The organism is Streptomyces sp. NPDC002701, assembly GCF_042889045.1.
Classification (GTDB): Bacteria; Actinomycetota; Actinomycetes; order Streptomycetales; family Streptomycetaceae; genus Streptomyces.
The window spans coordinates 359,487-383,589 of record NZ_JBIAQL010000003.1; the positions used below are offsets into that span (position 1 = coordinate 359,487).

Sequence of the window (24,103 nt, forward strand, 5' to 3'; positions counted from 1 at the left end):
CGTGGCTGGTCGCGCAGTTCCCCGCGCCCCTGACGGGGCCCCGCCGGCGTACGGCGATGGGGCGTCCCTTGTGCGGAGGGGCGCCCCGTCGGCGTCGTGGTCAGCCGGCCGCGGCTATCGGGCCCGTCGCCCGGGCCGCCTTCTGCAGTTCGACGTCGCGGCGCCGACGGCGGGCCAGGACCACGCGGCGCTCGGCGGCGGTGAGGCCGCCCCAGACTCCGTAGGGCTCGGGTTGCAGCAGCGCGTGCTCCCGGCACTCGATCATCACCGGGCAGCGTGCACAGACCCGCTTCGCCGCCTCCTCCCGGGACAGCCGGGCCGCGGTGGGCTCTTTCGAGGGCGCGAAGAACAGCCCGGCCTCGTCGCGGCGGCACACGGCCTCCGTGTGCCAAGGGGCGTCCTGATCCCTCTCGCGCACCGGCGCCGGCTGGGACGGAACGGCAGCGACCTGCAGGGACTGATGCGGCGGATGCAGCACGGTCTACTCCTGACGACGGCTTCGCGAGCGAGAGACGATGCAGCAAGCCCTACCCGCTGTACGCGCGCCTAAGCACTCAGTTCGCAAGCGCGGGAGATCGCGGGCGCCGCCGGCCCCCACCGCCGGACTCCCGGCCTCCGCACGCCCCGATTCGCGACCGTCAATGCCCCAGGTGTTTGCGCAACTTGGCATGCACGCGGTCGTTGACCCGGTCGAGGATGTCCTCGATCAGCTTGCCCCGCTTGGCTTTCGCCTCGATGCTCCCCAGAACCCCCAGTCCGTCCACGTACACCACGGGAGCGTCCTGGTCGCCCGAATCGAGCGTGTCCACCTCGAAGCTGCCGAGGACCCCGCCGCCACTGCCACGCAACGACACGTTCTCCGGGACGCGGATCTCCACGCTGCCGAACACCGCGATCGCCTTGATCACGACCTGCTGGTGCTCGAAGAGTGCCTCACTGAGGTCTATCTCCACGCTGCCGAAGATCGCGTACGCGTGCGTGCGGCGGCCCACGCGCCAGCGGCCCTTGCGCACGGCCGCGCTGAACACCGCCACCACGTTCTCGTCGGCGACCGAGGGGACCGCGCCCGGGGCGGGCCGGTTGGGCGCGGGCGCGAACTCGGGTGCCTGACGGGGCCGGTGGGCCGCCGGCAGGTCCCGCACCGGCGGTTCCAGCTCGCCCACGGTCTTCGCGCGGTAGACCTCCTCGACCCGCTCGGCGTGCTCCTCCGCGGTGAGCCGGCCCTCGGCCAGGGCCTCGCGCAGGATGTCCGCGGTCCGGTCGCGGTCCGCGTCGGACGCCCGGAGGTCGGTGTGCTTCCGAAGGTCGGGCTCGGTGTGCTTCTGAAGGTCCACGGCAGCAGCGTACCCAAACGCGATAGATCGCGACTAGGGGGCGTGGGCGGCGGGCTCGGACGGCGAACTGAGCCTTACCTCACACGACCGGTGTCCGGGGCAGGTTCTACGCTGGTGGGCGCCGCCAACGGAGGCCGGCCGCTGTCTGTCGATGAAGGATTTGGCGAGATGCCTGAGTTCGAGTACACCGATCTGCTCCCCCAGGGAGAGGACACCACCCCATACCGGCTGGTGACCTCCGAGGGCGTCTCCACCTTCGAGGCCGACGGACGCACCTTCCTCAAGGTGGAGCCGGAGGCGCTGCGCACGCTCGCCGCCGAGGCGATCCACGACATCCAGCACTACCTGCGGCCCGCGCACCTCGCACAGCTGCGGCGCATCATCGACGACCCGGAAGCGTCCAGCAACGACAAGTTCGTCGCGCTGGACCTCCTGAAGAACGCGAACATCGCGGCCGCCGGCGTGCTGCCCATGTGCCAGGACACCGGCACGGCGATCGTCATGGGCAAGCGCGGCCAGAACGTGCTCACCGAGGGCGGCGACGAGGCGGCCCTGTCCCGCGGCATCTACGACGCGTACCTGAACCTGAACCTGCGCTACTCGCAGATGGCTCCGCTCACCATGTGGGAGGAGAAGAACACCGGCTCGAACCTGCCCGCCCAGATCGAGCTGTACGCGACCGACGGCGGCGCCTACAAGTTCCTCTTCATGGCCAAGGGCGGCGGCTCGGCCAACAAGTCGTTCCTCTACCAGGAGACGAAGGCCGTCCTGAACGAGTCCTCCATGATGAAGTTCCTGGAGGAGAAGATCCGCTCGCTCGGTACGGCCGCCTGTCCGCCGTACCACCTCGCGATCGTCGTCGGCGGCACGAGCGCCGAGTACGCCCTGAAGACCGCGAAGTACGCGTCCGCGCACTACCTGGACGAGATCCCGGCCGAGGGGTCCCCGCTCGGGCACGGCTTCCGGGACAGGGAGCTGGAGGAGAAGGTCTTCGAGCTGACGCAGCGGATCGGGATCGGCGCGCAGTTCGGCGGCAAGTACTTCTGCCACGACGTGCGAGTGGTGCGCCTGCCGCGGCACGGCGCGTCCTGTCCGGTCGCGATCGCCGTCTCCTGCTCCGCCGACCGGCAGGCCGTCGCGAAGATCACCGCGGAGGGCGTCTTCCTGGAGCAGCTGGAGACGGACCCGGCGCGGTTCCTGCCCGACACGACGGACGAGCAGCTGGACGAGGCCGGTGACGTCGTGCGCATCGACCTGAACCGGCCGATGGACGACATCCTTGCCGAGCTGACCAAGTACCCGGTCAAGACCCGGCTGTCGCTCTCCGGGCCGCTCGTCGTGGCCCGTGACATCGCGCACGCGAAGATCAAGGAGCGGCTGGACGCGGGCGAGGAGATGCCGCAGTACCTGAAGGACCACCCCGTGTACTACGCGGGGCCCGCGAAGACCCCCGAGGGGTACGCGTCCGGGTCCTTCGGGCCGACCACGGCCGGGCGCATGGACTCCTACGTGGAGCAGTTCCAGGCGGCGGGCGGGTCCCGGGTGATGCTGGCGAAGGGGAACCGGTCGCAGCAGGTCACGGACGCGTGCGGGACGCACGGCGGGTTCTACCTGGGCTCCATCGGCGGTCCGGCCGCGCGGCTGGCGCAGGACTGCATCAAGAAGGTCGAGGTCGTCGAGTACGAGGAGCTCGGGATGGAGGCCGTGTGGAAGATCGAGGTGGAGGACTTCCCGGCGTTCATCGTCGTCGACGACAAGGGCAACGACTTCTTCAAGGACCCGGCGCCGGCGCCGACGTTCACGTCGATTCCCGTACGGGGGCCCGGGCTGGGCTAGGTTTTTCGCCCCCGCCGCCCCTGCCCGTTCCCGTCACTGTTCGGGGGCTCCGCCCCCGAACCCCCGGTCCTCAAACGCCGGACGGGCTGGATCTTCCAGCCCGTCCGGCGTTTGAGGACGAGCGCGCAGCGCGACAGGGGGGTCTGGGGGCGCAGCCCCCAGAAGGGACGGGAATGGGCAGGGGCGGCGGGGGCGATATACCTGCTATGACCGACTACCGCATCGAACACGACTCCATGGGCGAGGTCCGCGTCCCCGCGCACGCGAAGTGGCGCGCCCAGACCCAGCGCGCCGTCGAGAACTTCCCCGTCTCCGGGCAGCACCTGGAGCGCGCCCACATCGAGGCCCTCGCCCGCATCAAGGCGGCCGCGGCCAAGGTGAACGCCGGGCTCGGCGTGCTGGACGAGGATGTCGCGGAGGCCATCCAGGAGGCGGCGGGCGAGGTCGCGGACGGGAAGTGGGACGAGCACTTCCCCGTGGACGTCTTCCAGACCGGTTCCGGGACCTCGTCCAACATGAACACCAACGAGGTCGTGGCCACCCTGGCGACGGAGCGGCTCGGCCGGGACGTCCACCCGAACGACCATGTGAACGCCTCGCAGTCCAGCAACGACGTCTTCCCGTCCTCGATCCACATCGCCGCGACCGCCGCCGTCACCCGCGACCTGATCCCCGCCCTGGACCACCTCGCCGCCGCGCTGACCCGCAAGTCCGAGGAGTTCGCCGACGTCGTGAAGTCGGGGCGGACCCACCTCATGGACGCCACCCCGGTGACGCTCGGCCAGGAGTTCGGCGGGTACGCGGCCCAGGTGCGGTACGGGATCGAGCGGCTGGAGGCGTCCCTCCCCCGGCTCGCCGAGCTGCCGCTCGGGGGGACGGCCGTGGGGACCGGGATCAACACCCCGCCCGGGTTCTCCGCCGCCGTGATCGCGGAGGTCGCGCGGACCACCGGGCTGCCGCTCACCGAGGCGCGCGACCACTTCGAGGCGCAGGGCGCGCGGGACGGCATCGTCGAGACCAGCGGGCAGCTGCGGACCATCGCCGTGGGGCTCACGAAGATCGCCAACGATCTGCGCTGGATGGCCTCCGGGCCGCGCACGGGCCTCGCGGAGATCAACCTGCCCGACCTCCAGCCGGGCTCGTCGATCATGCCCGGCAAGGTGAACCCCGTGATCCCCGAGGCCGTGCTGATGGTCGCCGCCCAGGTGACCGGGAACGACGCCACGATCGCCGCCGCCGGCGCCTCCGGCAACTTCGAGCTGAACGTCATGCTGCCGGTCATCGCGAAGAACGTGCTGGAGTCGGTGCGGCTCCTCGCGAACGTCTCCCGGCTGCTCGCCGACCGGACCGTGGACGGGATCACCGCCAACCGCGAGCGGGCCCGGGAGTACGCCGAGTCGTCGCCGTCGGTGGTGACCCCGCTGAACAAGTACATCGGGTACGAGGAGGCCGCGAAGGTCGCCAAGAAGGCCCTCGCCGAGCGCAGGACCATCCGCGAGGTCGTCCTGGAGTCCGGGTACGTCGAGCGCGGCGACCTCACCCGGGAGCAGCTCGACGAGGCCCTGGATGTCCTGCGGATGACGCGGCCGTGACGTCGTCCGGCCGGTCACACGAACCATGACGAGTACCGCCGCGGCGTATGCCCGCGGCACCTAATATCTGTTCATGGCAGAGGGCGGAGCGGTGACACACGTGGAAGCGGGCGGTTCGGCGGCGTACTGGAACCCCGGGAGCCAGATCCTGTGGCGTTACCGGGAGAACGCCGGCGAGCGCCTGCACATCGTGCGTCCCGTGACCGTCGTGCGGGACGACGCGGAGCTGCTCGCCGTGTGGCTGGCCCCGGGGACGGAGTGTGTGAAGCCCGTCCTCGCGGACGGCACACCGGTGCACGCCGAACCGCTGGAGACCCGCTACACGAAGCCTCGGACCGTGCAGCGCGACCGCTGGTTCGGCACGGGTGTCCTGAAGCTGGCCCGGCCGGGCGAGCCGTGGTCGGTGTGGCTGTTCTGGGAGCCGGGCTGGCAGTTCAAGAACTGGTACGTCAACCTGGAGGAACCGCTGGCCAGATGGTCCGGCGGGGTCGACTCCGAAGACCACTTCCTGGACATCTCGGTCCACCCGGACCGCACGTGGGGCTGGCGTGACGAGGACGAGTTCGCGCAGGCCCAGCGGGACGGCCTGATGGACGACCGGCTGGCGGCGCGCGTCGCGGAGGCCGGGCGCGCGGCGGTGGAGGTGATCCGGCGCTGGGGCCCGCCGTACTCGGCGGGCTGGGAGCACTGGCGCCCGGATCCGGCCTGGTCCGTACCGTCCTTGCCGGACGACTGGGATCGCACGCCCGCGCACGTGTCCACATGAGACCCTTGATGCGCCCCCGTGGTAGAACCGTAGGATCGTCCTCCGCAACGTACGGTCAGAGTCGGTGCGCAGCACCGTCGTTGAGGAGCGGTGGCCGGACGGCGGGCGGGCGCGATCCGCAACTCCCGCACGAAGCGCTGGGCTTGACCGAACGTCACCGAGGGGCGGCAGGACGTGAGCGAGGGGTACGAGGGGCACAGCGACACGGCTCCGGACCGACGGGAGAAGCTGTTCCCGACGGTGTCCGAACGTCCTTCTTCTGAGAGGCTGTCTGATCACGCGGGGATTCCGTTCCTGGGGCACGCATTCCGGGTATCGGGTTTTCTGCGGGACGAACTGCACGCACGGCGCGCAGCACCGGACGGATGGATTCGACACGCGTGACGGAGCACCCCACCTCCCATGAGCGCCGGCAGCCCAGCGCTGTCCGGCCCACGGCCCCCGCGGACCCCCGCGGGGCGCTTCTGCGTCCCCCGGAGCCGCCGGTACAGGGCTCCCCCGGTTTACCCGCGCAGGGACGCCCGGCCGCCACCTCCGCTCCGGCGGGGGCCACCGGCATGCCCGTTCCCGACGGCCGGGCCCCGGTCGGCTCGCCCGTGCCCGCCGACGCACGGGCCGCCGCCACGGGTACGCCCGCCGCGTCGGGGCCCCCGGCCGGCAGCCAGGATCCGCCCGCGCCCGCCGGCGGCCACGGTCCGACCGACGCGCCCGCCGGCTCAGGACCCGAGCACTCCCAGCCGTCCGCGACGGAGGCCGGTCCGCACCGGCCGCGGCCCGCGCCGGAATCCGTCCCGGTCCAGGCCGGTGCCGAGGCCCCCGTCCACCAGGGCGGCAAGGACCGTCGTACGGAAGACCGCCGTATGGAAGACCGCCGTGCGGAAGACCGTCGTACGGGACAGATCCCGGTGCCGGGCGCTCCCATGCCGATGCGCCGCGACGGCGACCGGCTGCGCTTCGTGGGGGCCGCGACCCGGCGGATCGCCCGCGGCATCGACCTCGACGAGATCGTCATGGGGCTGTGCCGGGCCACGGTGCCGACCTTCTCGGACGCGATCCTCGTCTATCTGCGTGATCCGCTGCCGGTGGGCGACGAGCGGCCGACCGGACCCGTCGTGCTGCGGCTGCGGCGCACGGACCGGATCCCGGAGGACCGGGACACCGAGGGTTTCCTGCTGCCCGCGCTGCAGCCCGAGCCCGACGTCGGCATCACCGCCGAGCTGTGCACCGTACGGCCGGGCGGGGCGCTCAACGAGGTGCTGCGCGGGGTGCGGCCCGTCTTCGCGGACGCGCCCGCCGCCCGGGCCGCACTGCCCGAGCTGATCGGTGAGGACGTGACCGTGCCCGGCGGCCAGCGCGCGATCCTCGCGCCGCTGCGCGGCCGGCGGCGGGTGATCGGGGCCGCGCTGTTCCTGCGCCGCCCCGACCGGCCCGCCTTCGAGACGGACGACCTGCTGGTCGCGGCCCAGCTCGCCACGCACAGCGCGCTCGGCATCGACAAGGCGGTGCTGTACGGGCGCGAGGCGTACATCGCGGACGAGCTGCAGCGCACGATGCTGCCCGAGACCCTGCCGCGTCCCACGGGTGTGCGGCTGGCGTCCCGCTATCTGCCGGCGGCCGAGACGGCCCGGGTGGGCGGCGACTGGTACGACGCGATCCCGCTGCCGGGCAGCCGCGTCGCCCTCGTCGTCGGTGACGTCATGGGCCACTCCATGACCTCGGCGGCGATCATGGGCCAGCTGCGGACGACCGCGCAGACCCTCGCCGGGCTCGACCTGCCGCCGCAGGAGGTCCTGCACCACCTGGACGAGCAGGCCCAGCGGCTCGGCACCGACCGCATGGCGACCTGCCTGTACGCGGTGTACGACCCGGTCGCGCACCGCATCACCATCGCCAACGCGGGCCATCCGCCGCCGGTGCTGCTGCATCTGGGCGGGCGTGCCGAGGTCCTGCGCGTACCGCCGGGTGCTCCCATCGGCGTAGGCGGGGTGGACTTCGAGGCGGTCGAGCTGGACGCGCCGGCGGGTGCCACGCTGCTGCTCTACACCGACGGGCTGGTCGAGTCGCGGCTGCGGGACGTGTGGACCGGGATAGAGCAGTTGCGGGAGCGGATCGCCGCGACCGCGCAGCTGACCGGTCCGGACCATCCGCCGCCGCTTGAGGCGCTGTGCGACGAGGTGCTCGACATGCTCGGTCCGGGCGACCGGGACGACGACATCGCGCTGCTCGCCGCACGCTTCGACGGGATCGCGCCCAGCGATGTCGCGGTCTGGCACCTCGAACCGGAGGACGCGGCGCCCGGGCGGGCGCGGCGGCTGGCCCGCAAGGCGTTGTCCCGCTGGGACCTGGAGGAGCTGACAGACTCCGTGGAGCTGCTCGTCAGCGAGGTCGTCACCAACGCCGTGCGGTATGCCTCACGGCCCGTCACGCTGCGGTTGCTCCGCACGGATGTGCTGCGGTGCGAGGTCGGGGACGATGTGCCGCAGTTGCCCCGGTTGCGGCAGGCCCGGGCCACCGATGAGGGCGGGCGGGGCCTGTACCTGGTGAACAAACTGGCCCGGCGGTGGGGGGCGACGCGGCTCAGCACCGGCAAGGTCGTGTGGTTCGAGCTGAACCACGGGTAGCCGCTCCACGCATGTTCTGTGGTTGCTCACGCCGTTCCCCGCGCCTCTCTTCAGGGGCGCGGGGAACGGCGCGCTTCTTTGCCTCTACTCGGCGGGGCCCTGGGGGTCGTCCGGGTCCTCCGGGAGTTCTATGCCTCCCGGAGGGGACGAGGTCGGGCTGGTCGAGGGGCTCGTCGGGGCGTCGTCCGACGGCGTCTCCTCGGGGCTGCTCTCCGGGGCGCTGGACGACGGCGGCTTCGTCGTCGGCTTCTCGGAGGACGGTTCCTCGGACGGGGTGGGCGGTGCCGGGGTGGCCGACGGGGTCGGGGTGGGCCGTACGGCCGCGCCCTGGTCCGTCTCCAGGTCGAACCTGGAGACGCCGTCCATCGCGCCGAAGGTGTACGCCGCCCAGATCTGGGCCGGGAAGCCACCGCCGTTGACGCGGCCGCCGCCGGCCGCGCCCTGCAGGGTGACCTGGCTGAACGCCTTGACCTTGACCGGCTTCTCCTTGCCGCACCGGGTGGTGCCCGCCTTGGCCGCTTCGCCGAAGACGCCCACCGAGGTGACGAGCTTCGGCGTGTAACCGATGAACCAGGCCGACTTGTTGCAGTCGGACGTGCCGGTCTTGCCCGCCACCAGCTGGCTGCCGCGGGCGGGGTTCTCGCGTACGGACGTCCTGGCCGTGCCGTCGTCGACCACACCGGTCAGCACCGAGGTGACGGTGTCCGCGGCCTCGCGGCTGATGACCTGCTCACCGACGGCGTCCGTGAACCTGACCGAGCGGTCCTTGTGCTTGACCGACTTCACGATGGCCGGGGTGACCTTTCTGCCGTGGTTGTCGAGGGTCGCGTAGACACCGGCCATCTCCAGCGGGCTCGCGCCCATGGTGCCGAGGGTCTGGGCCGGCACCGACTTCACGCCCTCGACGTCCATGCCGAGCTCGCCCGCGGTCTTCATGACCTCGTCCATGCCGACGTCGACGCCCATCTGCGCGAAGACGGAGTTGATGGACTTGTTCATCGCGGTCTGCACGGTGACGTCGCCGTAGTCGACGTCGTCCTCGTTCGGCGGGGAGAAGCCCACCTTCGCCCCGTCGTCGACGACCGGGCGCTTGCTGGTGCCGTCGTAGACCGTGCTCGCCGTGATCGGCCGGCCGTCCTGGGTCGTGGCCTCCTTCTCGAGGGCCGCGGCCAGGATCAGCGGTTTGAAGGTGGAGGCGGGCTGGTAGTCGCGCCGCGTCGCGTTGTTCATGTAGTGCTTCACGTAGTCGACGCCGCCGTACATCGCGACGACGGCACCGGTCTTCGGGTCGACGGACGCGGCGCCGGTCTGCACGTCCGCGTCGACGTCGCGCTTCTCGGCGTCGAGCTTGCTGGTCAGCTGGCTCTCGACGGACTTCTCCAGCTGGGCCTGCTTCTTCTTGTCGATGTTCAGCGTGATGGTCCAGCCGCCGGCCTTGACCATCGTCTCGGCCTCTTCGAGGTCGGCGGCCGTCCCCCTCGCGACGAGCTGTTTCATCAGCGCGCTGTCGGCGGCCTCCACCATGTAGCCGGCCTGGCCCTGCAAACCGGGCGCGCCCTTGGGGTTCTCAGGCACGGGGAACTTCATCCCCTCGCGCTTGCCGGAGCTCAGCCAGCCCTCGGCGACCATGTTGTCCAGGACGTAGTTCCACCGGTCGGTGGCCAGCTTCTTGCCGGTGTCGGTGGCGACCGCCCAGTCGTACTGGCTCGGCGCCTGGAGCAGCGCGGCGAGGTAGGCGCCCTGCGCGACCGTGAGCTCGTCCGCGTCGACACCGTAGTACGCCTGCGCGGCGGCCTGGATGCCGAACGCGTTACGGCCGTAGTAGCTGGTGTTGATGTAGCCGGCGAGGATGTCGTCCTTGGACTTCTGCCGGTCCACCTTCAGCGAGATGACCAGTTCCTTCAGCTTGCGCGTGACGGTCTGGTCCTGCGTGAGGTAGTAGTTCTTGACGTACTGCTGGGTGATCGTCGAGCCCCCCTGCTTGCCCTTGCCGGAGAGCGTGTTGAGCAGACCGCGGGCGGTGCCCCTGAAGTCGACGCCCGAGTCCCCGTAGAAGGACTTGTTCTCGGCGGCGACGAAGGTCATCCGGACTTCCTTGGAGACCTGGTCCAGGTCGACCAGCTCGCGGTTCACCTCGCCGTCGCGGGCGAGCGTCGAGCCGTCGCTGTACTTGTAGATGTTGCTCTGCTGCACCGCGGCCGCGTTCCCCTTGGGGACGTCGATCATCAGGTACAGCCCGACGAAGGCGGCCATCCCGAGCAGACAGAGGCCGAAGAACGTGCCGAGGATCTTCTTCCAGGTGAAGAACCTGCGTATGCCGCTCTTGCCGCCCGCCTTCGACGAGCGTCTCGGCGCGCCGCGGTGGCTACCACGCTGCCGCGCTCGTCTCTCATCCGCTCGTCCCATGGATGCGTCCGCTCCGCTTCCGTCTCTTGTGTCTCACAGGTTCGTCGCTCGAGTCAGCTCAGCAAACTAACACCGCGGCGGGGGACAAACGCCTGTCGATCCGGCCTTTTACGGACGTGACAATCAGCACCTACCCCTATGGAACCGACGGTTCGGGGGTGGGAAAGGTTGTCGTGGCGATTAAAGTGATATCACTTGGATAGACTGAAGTCAGCGCCCGCGTCCCGGGCGGCGGCACCACGAAACGGGGAACACCCATGTCCACGCACGCCTCTCCGAACCCGACTCCACGCCCCTCTCCAGACCCCTCCGGCCCCTCCGGCCTCTCCGGGGAGAGCGTCGACGTACCCGAGATGCCGGCTCCGCGCGTGCGGGAGTTCTCCGCGCACAGCATCGGCGGCGGGCTCGCGCTGCTGCTCGGACTCATCGGACTGCTGGCGGGCGCCGCGATGGTCGTCTCCGCGACCGCCGTGGACGCCACCGGCGGCAAGGCCGTGCTCATCACCGGCGGCATCCTGGTCGGCATCGCGGCCTTCGTCGCCATGTGCGGCCTGAACATGGTGGCCCCCGGCGAGGCCCGCGTCGTCCAGCTCTTCGGCCGCTACCGCGGCACGATCCGCGAGGACGGGCTGCGCTGGGTCAACCCGCTCACGTCCCGCACGAAGATCTCGACGCGGGTACGCAACCACGAGACGGCCGTCCTCAAGGTCAACGACGCCTACGGCAACCCGATCGAGCTGGCCGCCGTCGTGGTGTGGCGGGTCGAGGACACCGCGCAGGCGAGCTTCGAGGTGGACGACTTCCTGGAGTTCGTCGCCACCCAGACCGAGGCGGCCGTGCGGCACATCGCCATCGAGTACCCGTACGACGCCCATGACGAGGAGGGCCTGTCGCTGCGGGGCAACGCGGAGGAGATCACCGAGAAGCTCGCGGTCGAGCTGCACGCGCGCGTCGAGGCCGCCGGGGTGCAGATCATCGAGTCCCGCTTCACGCATCTCGCGTACGCGCCCGAGATCGCCTCGGCAATGCTCCAGCGGCAGCAGGCGGGCGCGGTCGTCGCCGCGCGGCGGCAGATCGTGGACGGGGCGGTCGGCATGGTGGAGGCGGCCCTCGCGCGGATCTCCGAGCGGGACATCGTGGAGCTGGACTCCGAGCGTAAGGCGGCGATGGTGTCCAACCTGATGGTGGTGCTGTGCGGTGACCGGGCGCCGCAGCCCGTGCTGAACACGGGGTCCCTCTACCAGTGAGTTCTCCTCCGGAGGGGGGTGCCCCTCAGCGGCGGCAGCAGCGGAAGCAGGTGCTGCTGCGGTTGGATCCGCTCGTGTACGAGGCGCTGGCGCGGTGGGCCGGGGACGAGTTGCGCTCGGCCAACGCGCAGATCGAGTTCCTGCTGCGGCGGGCGCTCGGGGAGGCGGGGCGGCTGCCCGGCGGGGCGGGGCCGATCCCCCGGCGGGGGCGGCCGCCCCTCCCCGAGGAGACCACGGAGACGGAGGAGTAGCCCGCGACCACCGCCGTCTCCGGCTGCGGGCCCGTCGTGGCTGGTCGCGCAGTTCCCCGCGGCCCTTTAGGGCGCGGGGAACTGCGCGGGCAACCCCCACCGGACCCGCACCCATCCGCGGCAGCGGCCGGTGGCAGAACCGTGACAATCGGTTCCGACCTGCACACTCCCACGCCCCGAACACAGGTCTACACAGTGCGTATACACGGGGTGTATACGCACTGTGTAGAGTGCTCCGCATGTCCATCGGTCACACGCTCCTAGGGCTCCTGGAGTCCGGGCCCCGCCACGGTTACGACCTGAAGCGGGCCTTCGACGAGAAGTTCGGTCACGACCGGCCGCTCCACTACGGCCAGGTCTATTCGACGATGTCCCGGCTGCTGAAGAACGGCCTCGTGGAGGTCGACGGGATAGAGGCGGGCGAAGGCCCCGAACGCAAGCGGTACGCGATCACCGAGGCGGGCGTCACCGACGTCCAGCGGTGGCTCGCGACACCGGAGAAGCCGGAGCCCTACCTCCAGTCGACCCTCTACACGAAGGTCGTCCTCGCGCTCCTGACACACCGCGACGCGTCCGACATCCTCGACACCCAGCGCGCGGAACACCTGCGCATGATGCGCATCCTCACCGACCGCAAGCGCAAGGGCGACCTCGCCGACCAGCTGATCTGCGACCACGCCCTCTTCCACCTCGAGGCGGACCTGCGGTGGCTCGAACTCACCGCCGCACGCCTCGGCAAACTCGCTGAGGCGGTGACCCGATGACCCCCGCAGGCTCCCTGCTCGTGGCCCACGACCTGCGCAAGGCGTACGGCCCCACCAACGCCCTCGACGGCGCCGAGTTCTCCATCCACCCGGGCGAGATCGTCGCCGTGATGGGCCCCTCGGGCTCCGGCAAGTCGACCCTCCTGCACTGCCTCGCCGGCATCGTGACGCCCGACTCAGGCTCGATCACGTACAACGGCCGCGAGATGGCGACGATGAACGACGCCCAGCGCAGCGCGCTGCGCAGCGCGCTGCGGCGCTCCGAGTTCGGCTTCGTCTTCCAGTTCGGCCAGCTGGTGCCGGAACTGACCTGCGTCGAGAACGTGGCCCTGCCGCTGCGGCTCAACGGCACCGCCCGCAAGGAGGCCGAGCGCACCGCCCTGTCCTGGATGGAGCGCCTGGAGGTCGACGACCTCAAGGGCAAGCGCCCCGGCGAGGTCTCCGGCGGCCAGGGACAGCGTGTCGCCGTCGCCCGCGCCCTGGTCACCGGCCCGCGTGTGCTGTTCGCCGACGAGCCGACCGGCGCCCTCGACTCGCTCAACGGCGAGCGCGTGATGGAGCTGCTCACGGACGCCGCCCGGTCCGCCAACGCGGCCGTCGTCCTCGTCACGCACGAGACCCGGGTGGCCGCGTACTCGGACCGCGAGATCGTCGTACGGGACGGGAAGTCCCGGGACATGGAGCGCGTCGTATGACCGCCCGCCCGGCGACCGCCGTCGCCCCGCCCGAGGCTCCCCCGGGGCCGCCCGCCGGTGAGGAGTCCCGGCGCGGCACCCCCATGGTCGTGCAGTGGTCCAGAGATCTGGCCATGGGCGCCAAGTTCGCGTTCACCGGCGGCCGCGAGGGCTGGACACGCGTCCTGCTCACCGGTGTCGGCGTGGGGCTGGGCGTGGCGCTGCTGCTGCTCACCACCGCCATCCCGAACGCGATGCAGGCACGGTCCGACCGCGAGTACGCGCGCATGGACATGACCTACGGCTCGGGCGTGGCGCCCAAGGCCGACGACACCGTGCTCGTCGCGAACGTCGACACGCAGTTCCGCGGCTCGGACATCCGCGGTCGCCAGCTGGAGCCCGAGGGCCTCGGGGCGCCACTGCCGCCGGGGGTGCACAAGTTCCCCGCGCCGGGCGAGATGGTCGTGTCCCCCGCGCTCAAGGAGCTGCTGGAGTCCGAGGACGCGGCGCTGCTGCGTGAGCGGCTGCCCTACCGGATCACCGACACGATCGACGAGCCGGGCCTCATCGGTTCGGCCGAACTCGCCTTCTACGCGGGCGGCGAGGACCTCGCCCCGCACGCGGGCAGCCGCGACGTCGTGCGCATCGACACCTTCCACGCGCAGAAGGCCCCCTCGGAGGAGCTGGACCCGGTCCTCCTCCTGCTCGTCCTGACCGTCTTCGTGGTGCTGCTGATGCCGGTCGGCGTCTTCATCGCCGCGGCCGTACGTTTCGGCGGCGAGCGGCGCGACCGCCGGCTCGCGGCGCTGCGGCTGGTCGGCGCCGACGGCCGGATGACCCGCCGGATCGCGGCGGGCGAGGCGCTCTCCGGCGCCCTCCTCGGGCTGCTCTTCGGTATCGGCTTCTTCCTGATCGGGCGCCAGATCGCCGGGTCCGTCAGCCTGTTCGACTTCAGTGTCTTCCCGAGCTACCTGGACCCGACGCCCGCACTCGCCGTCCTGATCGCCGTCGCGGTCCCGGGAGCCGCGGTCGCGGTGACGCTGCTGGCCCTGCGCGGCGTGGTCATCGAGCCGCTCGGGGTGGTGCGCACGGCCAGGCCCGCGCGGCGTCGGCTCTGGTGGCGGCTGCTGCTGCCGCTGGGCGGTCTCGCGCTGCTCGCCCCGATGATCGGCAAGGGGACCCAGAACGGCGACTTCAACGAGTACATGGTGACCGGTGGTGTCGTCCTGCTCCTCGTCGGTGTCACCGCGCTGCTGCCGTGGGTCGTGGAGTCCGTCGTGGCCCGGCTGAACTCGGGCCCGGTCTCCTGGCAGCTGGCCGTACGCAGGCTGCAGTTGAGCAGCGGCACCGCGGCCCGCATGGTCAACGGCATCGCGGTGGCGGTGGCCGGCGCGATCGCCCTGCAGATGCTGTTCTCCGGCGTCCAGAGCGCCTACACGGAGTCCACGGGACAGGATCTCACGCGGGCCCAGATGCAGGTCTCCGTACCGGCGGGCGTCCCCGTCGCGGACGCCGGGCGGCAGCTCGCCGGGACCCGGGGTGTGCGCAGCGCCGTCGCGCTGTCCGACAGTTCGGTGGGCACGAGCAGGATGGAGCCCGACGGGTCGACGGGGCTCACCGTCGGGGACTGCGCGGCCCTGCGCGAGGTGGCGAAGCTGCCCTCGTGCCGCGAGGGTGACGTGTTCGCCGTGCAGGGCGCCGAGTACGACACGGAGACCCCGAAGCTCGCCGAGCCCGGCACCAGGCTCTTCATCGACCCGTCCTACGAGTCCTCGCCGGGCACGGAGGCCGCCTGGACGGTGCCGCGGGACATCAAGAAGGCCGAGCCGCGCAAGGACCCGACGGGCTGGGAGCGGGGCGGCTTCCTGATCACGACGAAGGCGCTGCCCGCCGCGGCGGCCCCGGCCGTCAGGGGAGAGATCTACGTCGGCATCGACACGGCCGTCCCGGACGTGCGCGAATTCGTGCGCAACACCGCGGCGGAGATCTCCCCGCTCGCGGACTCCATGACGTACATGGCGTCAGAGCGCTCCGAGCGCTACGACTCCATCCGCACCGGTCTGTTCGTCGGCGCGGCCGGTGTCCTCGCGCTGATCGGGGCGAGTCTGCTGGTCTCCCAGCTGGAGCAGTTGCGCGAGCGCAGGAGGCTGCTGTCCGCGCTGGTCGCCTTCGGCACCCGGCGCCGCACCCTGAGCCTGTCGGTGCTGTGGCAGACCGCGATCCCGGTCACGCTGGGCCTGGTCCTGGCCGCGGTGGTGGGCCTGACCCTGGGCAGCGTCCTGTTGAAGATGACGGCCACCCCGGTGGCGGTGGACTGGCCGAGCGTCCTCGCGATGACAGGCATCGGCGCGGCGGTGGTCCTGATGGTGACAGCCCTCAGCGTCCCACCCCTCCTACGCCTGATGCGCCCGGACGGCCTACGCACGGAGTAACACCAGAGCCCCCGGCCTCCAGGCCGTCGCCTCTAGGGGCGCGGGGAACGGCGCAGTCCCTTAGGGGCACGGGGAACGGCGCAATCCTTTAGGGGCGCGGGAAACTGCGCAGACCTTTAAGGGGCGCGGGAAACTGCGCAGTCCTTTAAGGGGCGCGGGAAACTGCGCAGTCCTTTAAGGGGCGCGGGGAACTGCGCGACCAGCCCCCACCCACCCGCAGCCCCCCCCCAACCGCACAACCCACAACGGCCGTTGCCGGTCCGGGTCACAGAACCCGCACCGGCAACGGCCGCAACGCATCCCGCAACGCCCCCGCCAACTCCGCGTACTCATCCCCCCGCGCGGTCCCCACCCGCATGGCCAGCGCAACCCGCCGAGCAGGAGCCGGCTCCGAGAAATACCCCGTGCGCAACTGGTTGCTCCGACTCGTCTCGACCTTGACCGCCGTACGCGGCAACAGCGTCACGCCCAGCCCGCCCGCGACCAGTTGCACGAGGGTGGAGAGCCCCGCCGCGGTCGTGGTGACCGGCGCGTCCGCGCGACCGGCCTCCCAGCAGATGTCCAGGGCCTGGTCCCGCAGACAGTGCCCCTCGTCCAGCAGCAGCAGATTCAGTTCGCGCAGCGCCTCGCGCGGTATGCCCTCCCTGCCGCCCAGCCAGTGGTCCAACGGCGTGACCAGCACGAAGTCCTCGTCGAACAGCGGCAGTTCGGTGACGCCGGGCACGCCGAGCGGCACGGCGAGCAGCAGCAGATCGAGCCGGCCCGTGGTGAGTCCCTCCAGCAGGTTCGCCGTCTGCTCCTCGTGGACCTGGAGGTCGAGGGCCGGGTAGCGGTCGTGGACGAGCCCGATGACGGTCGGCAGCAGATACGGCGCCACGGTCGGGATCACCCCGAGGCGCAGCACCCCGGTGAACGGCGCCCGCACCGCCTCGGCCTCCTCCATCAGCGCGCTCACCTCGTCGAGCACGGCCCTCGCCCGTACGGCCAGCCGTTCACCGGCCGGTGAGAGGAGCACCTTGCGGGTGGTGCGTTCCAGCAGCGTCACCCCGAGGGTCTCCTCCAGCGCCGAGACAGCGCCGGACAGGGCGGGTTGGCTCATCCCCATGGCCGCCGCCGCGTCCCTGAAGTGCAGGTGCTCGGCCACCGCGGCGAAGGCGCGCAGCTGCGGGAGGCTGGGCTGCCGCTTCTTGACGAGAGGCTGCCTCTTCTTGACGAGGGCCACGGTCGGTCCCTCTCCTTTCGCCATCCTGATGCACACTCGTCCTGGCGTGCACTGATAGTTCATCCCGATCAACTCGACCGAGTGTAGCTATTTCCGTAATCAATACACTCTGTGCCACGATCGGACGCGTCCAACCCATGAGGAAACCCCGCAATACGGGTTTTTCTTCGCTGCAAGGAGAGCGTGTGCTCACTGTCGGTGACAAGTTCCCCGAGTTCGACCTGACTGCCTGTGTCTCGCTGGAGAAGGGCAAGGAGTTCGAGCGGATCAACCACAAGACGTACGAGGGTCAGTGGAAGATCGTCTTCGCGTGGCCCAAGGACTTCACCTTCGTGTGCCCCACCGAGATCGCCGCCTTCGGCAAGCTGAACGACGAGTTCGCCGACCGTGACGCCCAGGTGCTCGGCTTCTCCGGCGACTCCGAGTTCGTGCACCACGCCTGGCGCAAGGACCACCCGGACCTGACCGACCTGCCCTTCCCGATGCTGGCCGACTCCAAGCACGAGCTCATGCGTGACCTCGGCATCGAGGGTGAGGACGGCTTCGCCAAGCGTGCCGTCTTCATCGTCGACCAGAACAACGAGATCCAGTTCTCCATGGTGACCGCCGGTTCCGTCGGCCGTAACCCCAAGGAGGTCCTGCGGGTCCTGGACGCGCTGCAGACCGACGAACTGTGCCCGTGCAACTGGACCAAGGGCGAGGACACCCTCGACCCGGTCGCGCTGCTGGCCGGTGAGTGACCCGTGTCCCTCGACTCGCTGAAGTCCGCGATTCCGGACTACGCCAAGGACCTGCGGCTGAACCTCGGTTCGGTCATCGGCAACTCCGGTCTTCCGCAGCAGCAGCTGTGGGGCACGGTGCTGGCCTGCGCCATCGCCTCACGGTCGCCCCGTGTCCTGCGGGAGCTGGAGGAGGAGGCCAACGCGAAGCTGTCGCCCGAGGCGTACACGGCGGCGAAGGCCGCCGCGGCGGTCATGGCGATGAACAACGTCTTCTACCGCACGCGCCATCTGCTCTCCGACCCGGAGTACGGGACGCTGCGGGCCGGTCTGCGGATGAACGTGATCGGCAACCCGGGTGTGGAGAAGGTCGACTTCGAGCTGTGGTCGCTCGCCGTCTCCGCGATCAACGGGTGTGGGCAGTGTCTTGACTCGCACGAGCAGGTGCTGCGCAGGGCGGGGGTCGACCGGGAGACGATCCAGGAGGCGTTCAAGATCGCCTCCGTGGTCCAGGCGGTCGCGGTCACGCTGGACGCCGAGGCGGTCCTGACCGAGTAGCCTGCGGCTCGCTCAGCAGGAGCCCCGCGCACCTTTCCGGTGGGCGGGGCTTTGCCTTTCCTCGCCCCCGCCGCCCCTACCCTTCCCGTCCCTTCTGGGGGCTGCGCCCCCAGACCCCCGCGATCGCGCTTCGCGCTCGTCCTCAAACGCCGGACGGGCTGAAAGATGACGCCCGGCCGCGGAATCTTCAGCCCGTCCGGCGTCTGACGACCGGGGGTTCGGGGGCGGCGCCCCCGAGGCAGGGACGGGAAGAGCCCGCTACTCCGTGGAGGGCGGCGGAGTCACCGGGGCCGCCGGCATCGCCGTTGAGCCGTGTGGCGCCGGTGAGTGCCGCAGGGCCGTCTCGCGGGAGTGTGAGCGCAGGTAGCCGACCACCGTGTTGGTGACCGCGACGAGCGGTACGGCGACCACCGCTCCGCCGATCCCCGCGACCACCCCGCCCGCGGCGACGGAGAGCACGACGGCGAGGGGGTGGACACGGACCGCCCGGCCGAGGATGAACGGCTGCAGGATGTGCCCCTCGATCTGCTGCACGGCCAGCACCACGATCAGCACCATGACGGCCGTGAACACGCCCTGTGTGACGAGCGCGACCACCACTGCCAGCGCCCCGGAGACGACGGCGCCGACCAGCGGGATGAAGGCGAAGAGAAAGATGAAGACGGCGAGCGGGACGGCCATCGGGACGTCGAGGAAGAAGATGCCGAGCCCGATGAAGATGGCGTCGATCAGGGCGACTATCACCGTCCCGCGGACATAGGCGGTGAGGGTGCGCCAGGCCCGCGGTCCGGCTCCCGCGACCCCGGGGCGCGCCGCGGCCGGGACGAGTTTGAGCGTCCACTCCCAGATGCGCTTGCCGTCGTAGAGGAGGAAGAGCGTGGAGAACATCGTGAGGAGGATGCCGGTGAGCGCCTCGACGATGACGGTGACACCTTCGAGGCCCGCGGAGGTGATCTCCTCGGTGTTCGCCCCGACCGCCTCGCGCAGGCTCTTGGCGATGTCCTTGATCTGGTCCTCGGTGACGTGGAACGGGCTGTTCAGCAGCCAGCGCTGGAGCTCGTCGATGCCGTCCTGGATCTGACTGGAGAGGTCGTCGATGTTCTCCATGACCTGCCAGACCACGAACCATCCGACCAGCCCCATGACGACGAAGCCGAGGATCGCGGTCAGCGCGGTGGCGAGCCCGCGCGGCACCCCGTGTCTGCGCAGCCGGGCGACCGTGGGCTGGAGCAGCGCGGTGATGAGCAGCGCGGCGACGAAGGCGAGGACGACGAGCTGTACGGCGCTGATGACGCGCATCAGCACCCAGACGGTGCCCGCGAGGACGAGGAGCCGCCAGCCGGCCTCGGCGGCGACCCGTACGCCCCAGGGAACGGCGGCGGCGGGGTCGGGACGAGTGGCGCCCGGGACGTCCGAGTAAGAGGACGGCGGAAGGGACCGGACGTCCGCACCGCCCGCTTCGTCCTTGCCGAGCCCGTCGGTCTCGTCGTCCTCTTCGGCGGCAGCGCGGCGCGCGTCCAGCCTCTCTCCCACTTGGGTGAGTCCGGCCCCGATCCGGCCGAACCACCCTGGCACTCGCGACATGATCCGTCCTCTTCCCCCGTTGCTCCCCACCACTCCCCCCTGGAGTCGTCGGCACCGACCGTACATGGCGAAAGCCCCTCACCGTAGGACGGTGAAGGGCTCCGCGGGGTTGAGCCGTGACGGGCTCAGTAATAGTTGTTGGCCTGCCAGAAGTTCCAGGCGCCGCACGGGCTGCCGTAGCGGTCGGCCATGTAGCTGAGGCCCCACTTGATCTGGGTCGCCGGGTTCGTCGCCCAGTCGGCACCGGCCGAGGACATCTTGGAACCGGGCAGGGCCTGCATGAGGCCGAACGCGTCGGAGGTGGGGTTGTCCGCCTGGTAGTTCCAGCTGGACTCGTGGTCGACGATCCGGCTGAAGCACTGGAACTGGTCCGCCGGGACCATCTGGCGGGCCATCTCCTGGACTTCGGCGGCGGTGTACGACGCCTTCACCGTGAAGCTGGCCGAGTCGCGGGTGGCGGAGCGGCTGGCGACCTTCTCGGCCTCCTTGCGCTCCTTCGCCTCCTGCTCGGCCTTCTCCGCGGCCTTCTGCTTGGCGATCGCGTCCTTGGCCGCCTGCTTGCGCGCGGCTGCCTCGGCGTCCTTCTTCGCGGTGGCGTCCGCCGCGATGGCCTGGGAGTCGGCCTGCTGTGCAAGGGAGGCGGTCTGCACCTGCGCCTGCGCACCCGCGGGTATGTCGGCGAGGAGCGTCGCGCCGCTCGCCGTCGCCTCGGCGTCATCGCTCGAGGGTGCGGTGCTGCCCGAGGCAACACCGGTAACGGCGCCGACAGCGGTGACTGCGGTGGCCGAGGCCACTGCGAGCCCACGGACCGAAATCCGGCTCACACGGTTTCCTTCCAGCATCGACCGCTACAGGTGACCCTCGCGGACGCAATCGTGCCCCTGGCACTGGCCTCCCAACTGCGGGGTCACGGGAGGCACGGGCCCGACGGGCAACTCCCCTGCGGGGAGCGCCGCGTGGTGCTCGGGCGGCATACGACGGCGTTATGGAGTTCTGGTGTTCTTGTGGTGCTGTGCCGCTGGGGGTACAGGTGTGTCGTATGCGGGGCCTGACAGGAGTGAGACTCTGCCGTAACCCGGCGCCGGGTGGCAATTCTGTGCCGGGTGTGAAAGCTCACACCTCGTTCGGCTCACGAGTTTCCTGGAAACGAGCGCACAGCGAAGCGCCGCCCGGCTAGGCTCTTTCGCCTTTGCCGGACGGCGCCAACTACCGTGTAGCCGCCACCTGTTGCGCGAACAGGACGGACGGGACGGACGGGGTCAGATGTGTCCGTCCTCCAGCATCTCGGTCACGAGGGCCGCGATCTGGGACCGCTCGGACCTGGTGAGCGTGACGTGCGCGAAGAGCGGATGCCCCTTCAGCTTCTCCACGACGGCCACGACACCGTCGTACCGGCCGACCCTGAGGTTGTCCCGCTGGGCCACGTCATGGGTCAGGACGACCCGTGAATTGGCGCCGATCCGGGATAGAACGGTCAACAGGACGTTCCGTTCCAGGGACTGCGCCTCGTCCACGATCACGAAGGCGTCGTGCAGGGAGCGGCCGCGGATGTGCGTGAGCGGCAGGACCTCCAGCATCCCGCGCGCGGTGACCTCCTCGATGACCTCGCGGCTGGTGACCGCGGAGAGGGTGTCGAAGACCGCCTGCGCCCAGGGGCTCATCTTCTCGGACTCGGAACCGGGCAGATAGCCGAGTTCCTGCCCGCCGACCGCGTACAGCGGCCGGAAGACCATCACCTTCTGGTGCTGGCGCCGTTCGAGCACGGCTTCCAGGCCCGCGCACAGGGCGAGCGCCGACTTGCCGGTGCCGGCCCGGCCGCCCATCGACACGATCCCGATGTCCGGGTCGAGGAGCAGGTCCAGCGCGATGCGCTGCTCCGCGCTGCGGCCCTTGATGCCGAACGCCTCCCGGTCGCCGCGCACGAGCCGGACGTTGCCCTCGGCCGTGACGCGCCCGAGTGCCTTGCCGCGCTCGGACTGGATCATCAGACCCGTGTGGACCGGGAAGTCGGACGCCTCGGGGACGTACAGGCTGTCCTCTTCGAAGAGGAGGTCCACCTGCTCGCCGGAGAGCGTCAGTTCGGACATTCCGGTCCAGCCGGAGGAGCCCGTGATGGCGAGCTCCGCGCGGTACTCCTCGGCGAGGAGCCCGACCGAGGATGCCTTGATCCTCAGGGGGAGGTCCTTGGACACGACCGTGACGTCGAACCCCTCGGCCTGCAGGTTGCGGGCGACCGCGAGGATGCGGGAGTCGTTGTCCCCCAGGCGGTAGCCGCTCGGCAGCACGCTGGGGTCCGAGTGGTTGAGCTCGACACGAACCGTCCCGCCCAGCTCCCCGGTGGGGATGGGGGCATCGAGCCGGCCGTACTTCACCCGGAACTCGTCGAGCAGGCGCAGGGCCTGCCGGGCGAAGTAGCCGAGTTCGGGATGGTGCCGCTTGGCCTCCAATTCCGTGACCACGACGATCGGCAGCACTACTTCGTGCTCGTCGAAGCGGTTCATGGCGTGCGGGTCGGCCAGCAGGACGCTGGTGTCGAGAACATAGGTGCGCCGGTCTGGCATACGGCGCTTTGTGCTGGTCACCACGGAAGGACGTACCCCCTCGGATGAGGTCGGGGAGCGACGGAGGAAGCTGGGAGGAGGGCGGGAAGAATCCCGGCCGGTTTCCGGCACCGATGCACGGGCCGGGAACCGGCCCTCCGCCTCGTCCGTACTGACCGCACGGTCGCGCTGGTGCAAAGGGCCTCCCGTGCGGACGGCCCCGTGCCGTCCGCTGAGATCCGACACCCGTGGTTCGGGTGTCGACCTGGAGGCTTTATGCCCTCGAACGCGCCAGGCCATGCCAGCACACAGGACGGCGCCCTGGTGAACTCCTCATTACTTCCACCCCAAAGGACCAACCCCGGCCGTGCGGCGCTCCCGGGTGCGGTCCGCCCCGGCGGACCCGTCAGCCGCCGTAACGCCGGTGGCGGGCCGCGTAGTCGCGCAGGGCGCGCAGGAAGTCGACCTTGCGGAAGGCCGGCCAGTAGACCTCACAGAAGTAGTACTCCGAGTGGGCCGTCTGCCAGAGCATGAATCCGGACAGCCGCTGCTCCCCGCTCGTACGGATCACTAGGTCGGGGTCGGGCTGGTCGCTGGTGTAGAGGTGCTTGCCGATCATGTCGACGCTGACGTCCTCGGCGAGCTTCTCCATCGAGGTGCCCTTGTCGGCGTGGTCGAGGAGCATCGAGCGCACGGCGTCGGCGATCTCCTGGCGGCCGCCGTAGCCGATGGCGACGTTGACGAGTATCCCGTCGACGTGCGCGGTGGACTCCTCGGCCTCCTTCAGGACGGTCTGCATCTGCGAGGGCAGGATGTCCGGCGTGCCCACGTGGTGCACGCGCCAGCGGCCGTCGGCGGCGAGGGAACTGACGACGTTCTCGATGATGCCGAGCAGCGGTACGAGCTCTTCCTCGGGGCGGTCGAAGTTGTCGGTGGACAACAGCCAGAGGGTGACGACCTCGACGTCGGTCTCGGAGCACCAGCCGAGGAACTCCTCGATCTTGTGGGCTCCGGCCCGGTGCCCCTGGGCGGTCGTGCTGCCCGCCGCCTTCGCCCAGCGCCGGTTGCCGTCCATGATGACCCCGATGTGCTTGGGCACCTGGTCGTGGTCAAGGTGGCCTTCCACCCTGCGTGCATAGAACCTGACCAGCAAGCGGCGCAGGTTGTCGCGCAGGTTCACGTCTTCGTCAGCCCCTCCGTGCAGATGGCAGTCCCCGAGGGCGACACCCTACAGCCGCCGGAGCCCTTCTCCCCCTTGGGGTACGGGGCCTCCCGGCCCGCGGGCCGGGAGGTGGGCGGGACGGGCGCGAGGGCGAACGGTCCGGTGCGACGGCGGCTCTGGCGCGCGCGCCGGGCGCGTGGGAGCGCACAAAAAAACGGGCCGGTCCGTGGGGGGGAGACGGACCGGCCCGAGGGGGGGTTTCCACCATAACCCTTCGTAAGTGATGCTGCGTGCATCGGCGGGCCACAACTACTCTCCGGAGTCGTCCGACAACGCCTGAGTGGGCATGGAGACGTTGTTTCCGAGGCAGATCATGGCCGGATCCCAGCGGATTC

At 70.5% G+C, this 24,103-nt stretch carries 19 protein-coding genes; 11 read left to right on the forward strand and 8 right to left on the reverse strand.

The window, feature by feature from the left end:
• Window positions 1-100: 100 nt before the first annotated feature.
• Window positions 101-478, reverse strand: a complete 378-nt coding sequence (locus ACFYXC_RS10035; RefSeq protein ID WP_388922785.1) for a WhiB family transcriptional regulator — start codon at window positions 476-478, stop codon at window positions 101-103.
• Between the two features lie 160 nt (window positions 479-638).
• A complete protein-coding gene (locus ACFYXC_RS10040; RefSeq protein WP_389549070.1) occupies window positions 639-1,334 on the reverse strand; it encodes a DUF1707 domain-containing protein in 696 nt (231 codons plus the stop codon).
• A gap of 168 nt (window positions 1,335-1,502) precedes the next feature.
• On the opposite strand from ACFYXC_RS10040, the gene ACFYXC_RS10045 reads away from it, so the two are divergent.
• From ACFYXC_RS10045 to ACFYXC_RS10060, 4 genes are all read left to right on the forward strand, one after another.
• Complete coding sequence (locus ACFYXC_RS10045; protein ID WP_389549073.1) at window positions 1,503-3,170, forward strand: fumarate hydratase; 1,668 nt, start codon at window positions 1,503-1,505, stop codon at window positions 3,168-3,170.
• Between the two features lie 206 nt (window positions 3,171-3,376).
• Window positions 3,377-4,762, forward strand: a complete 1,386-nt coding sequence (locus ACFYXC_RS10050; protein ID WP_389549076.1) for a class II fumarate hydratase — start codon at window positions 3,377-3,379, stop codon at window positions 4,760-4,762.
• A 73-nt stretch (window positions 4,763-4,835) separates the two neighbouring features.
• A complete protein-coding gene (locus ACFYXC_RS10055; protein ID WP_389549079.1) occupies window positions 4,836-5,528 on the forward strand; it encodes a DUF402 domain-containing protein in 693 nt (230 codons plus the stop codon).
• Window positions 5,529-5,893: 365 nt separating this feature from the next.
• Window positions 5,894-8,149, forward strand: a complete 2,256-nt coding sequence (locus ACFYXC_RS10060) for a SpoIIE family protein phosphatase (protein ID WP_389549082.1) — start codon at window positions 5,894-5,896, stop codon at window positions 8,147-8,149.
• Between the two features lie 84 nt (window positions 8,150-8,233).
• On the opposite strand, the gene ACFYXC_RS10065 is transcribed toward ACFYXC_RS10060, so the two are convergent.
• The gene (locus ACFYXC_RS10065) at window positions 8,234-10,555 is read right to left on the reverse strand and encodes a transglycosylase domain-containing protein (protein WP_389549085.1); all 2,322 of its coding nucleotides are present in this window, start codon (window positions 10,553-10,555) and stop codon (window positions 8,234-8,236) included.
• 257 nt (window positions 10,556-10,812) lie between these two features.
• On the opposite strand from ACFYXC_RS10065, the gene ACFYXC_RS10070 reads away from it, so the two are divergent.
• The 5 genes from ACFYXC_RS10070 (at window position 10,813) to ACFYXC_RS10090 (ending at window position 15,923) form a co-directional block, all read left to right on the forward strand.
• Window positions 10,813-11,802 (forward strand): SPFH domain-containing protein, encoded by a 990-nt coding sequence (locus tag ACFYXC_RS10070; protein ID WP_389549088.1) that lies wholly within the window; start codon window positions 10,813-10,815, stop codon window positions 11,800-11,802.
• Window positions 11,799-12,053 carry a hypothetical protein gene (locus tag ACFYXC_RS10075; RefSeq protein WP_388914846.1) on the forward strand — a complete coding sequence of 85 codons (255 nt, stop codon included), beginning with the start codon at window positions 11,799-11,801 and terminating at the stop codon, window positions 12,051-12,053. The genes ACFYXC_RS10070 and ACFYXC_RS10075 overlap by 4 nt, the downstream gene beginning before the upstream one ends.
• Window positions 12,054-12,292: 239 nt before the next feature.
• Window positions 12,293-12,817: a PadR family transcriptional regulator gene (locus ACFYXC_RS10080; protein WP_388914843.1), complete on the forward strand. Its 525-nt coding sequence runs from the start codon at window positions 12,293-12,295 to the stop codon at window positions 12,815-12,817.
• On the forward strand, window positions 12,814-13,512 hold the full coding sequence (locus ACFYXC_RS10085; protein WP_389549092.1) for an ABC transporter ATP-binding protein: 699 nt from the start codon (window positions 12,814-12,816) through the stop codon (window positions 13,510-13,512). Before ACFYXC_RS10080 ends, ACFYXC_RS10085 begins: the two co-directional genes overlap by 4 nt.
• A gap of 83 nt (window positions 13,513-13,595) precedes the next feature.
• A complete protein-coding gene (locus tag ACFYXC_RS10090; RefSeq protein WP_389549990.1) occupies window positions 13,596-15,923 on the forward strand; it encodes an ABC transporter permease in 2,328 nt (775 codons plus the stop codon).
• Window positions 15,924-16,188: 265 nt separating this feature from the next.
• Here ACFYXC_RS10090 and ACFYXC_RS10095 read toward each other — a convergent pair whose 3' ends face one another.
• The gene (locus ACFYXC_RS10095; RefSeq protein WP_389549095.1) at window positions 16,189-17,145 is read right to left on the reverse strand and encodes a LysR substrate-binding domain-containing protein; all 957 of its coding nucleotides are present in this window, start codon (window positions 17,143-17,145) and stop codon (window positions 16,189-16,191) included.
• Between the two features lie 185 nt (window positions 17,146-17,330).
• Here ACFYXC_RS10095 and ACFYXC_RS10100 point away from each other — a divergent pair, with 185 nt between their 5' ends.
• Together ACFYXC_RS10100 and ACFYXC_RS10105 are read left to right on the forward strand one after the other, a co-directional pair.
• Window positions 17,331-17,885: a peroxiredoxin gene (locus ACFYXC_RS10100; protein WP_388914834.1), complete on the forward strand. Its 555-nt coding sequence runs from the start codon at window positions 17,331-17,333 to the stop codon at window positions 17,883-17,885.
• Between the two features lie 3 nt (window positions 17,886-17,888).
• A complete protein-coding gene (locus ACFYXC_RS10105) occupies window positions 17,889-18,422 on the forward strand; it encodes an alkyl hydroperoxide reductase (RefSeq protein ID WP_389549098.1) in 534 nt (177 codons plus the stop codon).
• A 258-nt stretch (window positions 18,423-18,680) separates the two neighbouring features.
• On the opposite strand, the gene ACFYXC_RS10110 is transcribed toward ACFYXC_RS10105, so the two are convergent.
• The 4 genes from ACFYXC_RS10110 to ACFYXC_RS10125 form a co-directional block, all read right to left on the reverse strand.
• Window positions 18,681-20,006, reverse strand: coding sequence for an AI-2E family transporter (locus ACFYXC_RS10110; protein ID WP_389549101.1), 1,326 nt, complete (start codon window positions 20,004-20,006; stop codon window positions 18,681-18,683).
• 125 nt (window positions 20,007-20,131) lie between these two features.
• Entirely contained in the window at window positions 20,132-20,848 is a 717-nt protein-coding gene (locus tag ACFYXC_RS10115) for a transglycosylase SLT domain-containing protein (protein WP_388914825.1), read from the reverse strand.
• Window positions 20,849-21,265: 417 nt separating this feature from the next.
• Window positions 21,266-22,591, reverse strand: coding sequence for a PhoH family protein (locus ACFYXC_RS10120; RefSeq protein ID WP_388914822.1), 1,326 nt, complete (start codon window positions 22,589-22,591; stop codon window positions 21,266-21,268).
• Window positions 22,592-22,952: 361 nt separating this feature from the next.
• The gene (locus tag ACFYXC_RS10125) at window positions 22,953-23,726 is read right to left on the reverse strand and encodes an isoprenyl transferase (protein WP_388914819.1); all 774 of its coding nucleotides are present in this window, start codon (window positions 23,724-23,726) and stop codon (window positions 22,953-22,955) included.
• Window positions 23,727-24,103: the final 377 nt, after the last annotated feature.

What these genes read in the sequence shown, in the direction of transcription:
- ACFYXC_RS10045 (WP_389549073.1), top strand. Translation starts at nt 1,503, where the DNA reads ATGCCTGAGTTCGAGTACACCGATCTGCTCCCCCAGGGAGAGGACACC.
- ACFYXC_RS10050 (WP_389549076.1), top strand. Translation starts at nt 3,377, where the DNA reads ATGACCGACTACCGCATCGAACACGACTCCATGGGCGAGGTCCGCGTC.
- ACFYXC_RS10055 (WP_389549079.1), top strand. Translation starts at nt 4,836, where the DNA reads ATGGCAGAGGGCGGAGCGGTGACACACGTGGAAGCGGGCGGTTCGGCG.
- ACFYXC_RS10060 (WP_389549082.1), top strand. Translation starts at nt 5,894, where the DNA reads ATGGATTCGACACGCGTGACGGAGCACCCCACCTCCCATGAGCGCCGG.
- ACFYXC_RS10065 (WP_389549085.1), bottom strand. Translation starts at nt 10,555, where the DNA reads ATGGGACGAGCGGATGAGAGACGAGCGCGGCAGCGTGGTAGCCACCGC.
- ACFYXC_RS10070 (WP_389549088.1), top strand. Translation starts at nt 10,813, where the DNA reads ATGTCCACGCACGCCTCTCCGAACCCGACTCCACGCCCCTCTCCAGAC.
- ACFYXC_RS10080 (WP_388914843.1), top strand. Translation starts at nt 12,293, where the DNA reads ATGTCCATCGGTCACACGCTCCTAGGGCTCCTGGAGTCCGGGCCCCGC.
- ACFYXC_RS10085 (WP_389549092.1), top strand. Translation starts at nt 12,814, where the DNA reads ATGACCCCCGCAGGCTCCCTGCTCGTGGCCCACGACCTGCGCAAGGCG.
- ACFYXC_RS10090 (WP_389549990.1), top strand. Translation starts at nt 13,596, where the DNA reads ATGGTCGTGCAGTGGTCCAGAGATCTGGCCATGGGCGCCAAGTTCGCG.
- ACFYXC_RS10110 (WP_389549101.1), bottom strand. Translation starts at nt 20,006, where the DNA reads ATGTCGCGAGTGCCAGGGTGGTTCGGCCGGATCGGGGCCGGACTCACC.
- ACFYXC_RS10115 (WP_388914825.1), bottom strand. Translation starts at nt 20,848, where the DNA reads ATGCTGGAAGGAAACCGTGTGAGCCGGATTTCGGTCCGTGGGCTCGCA.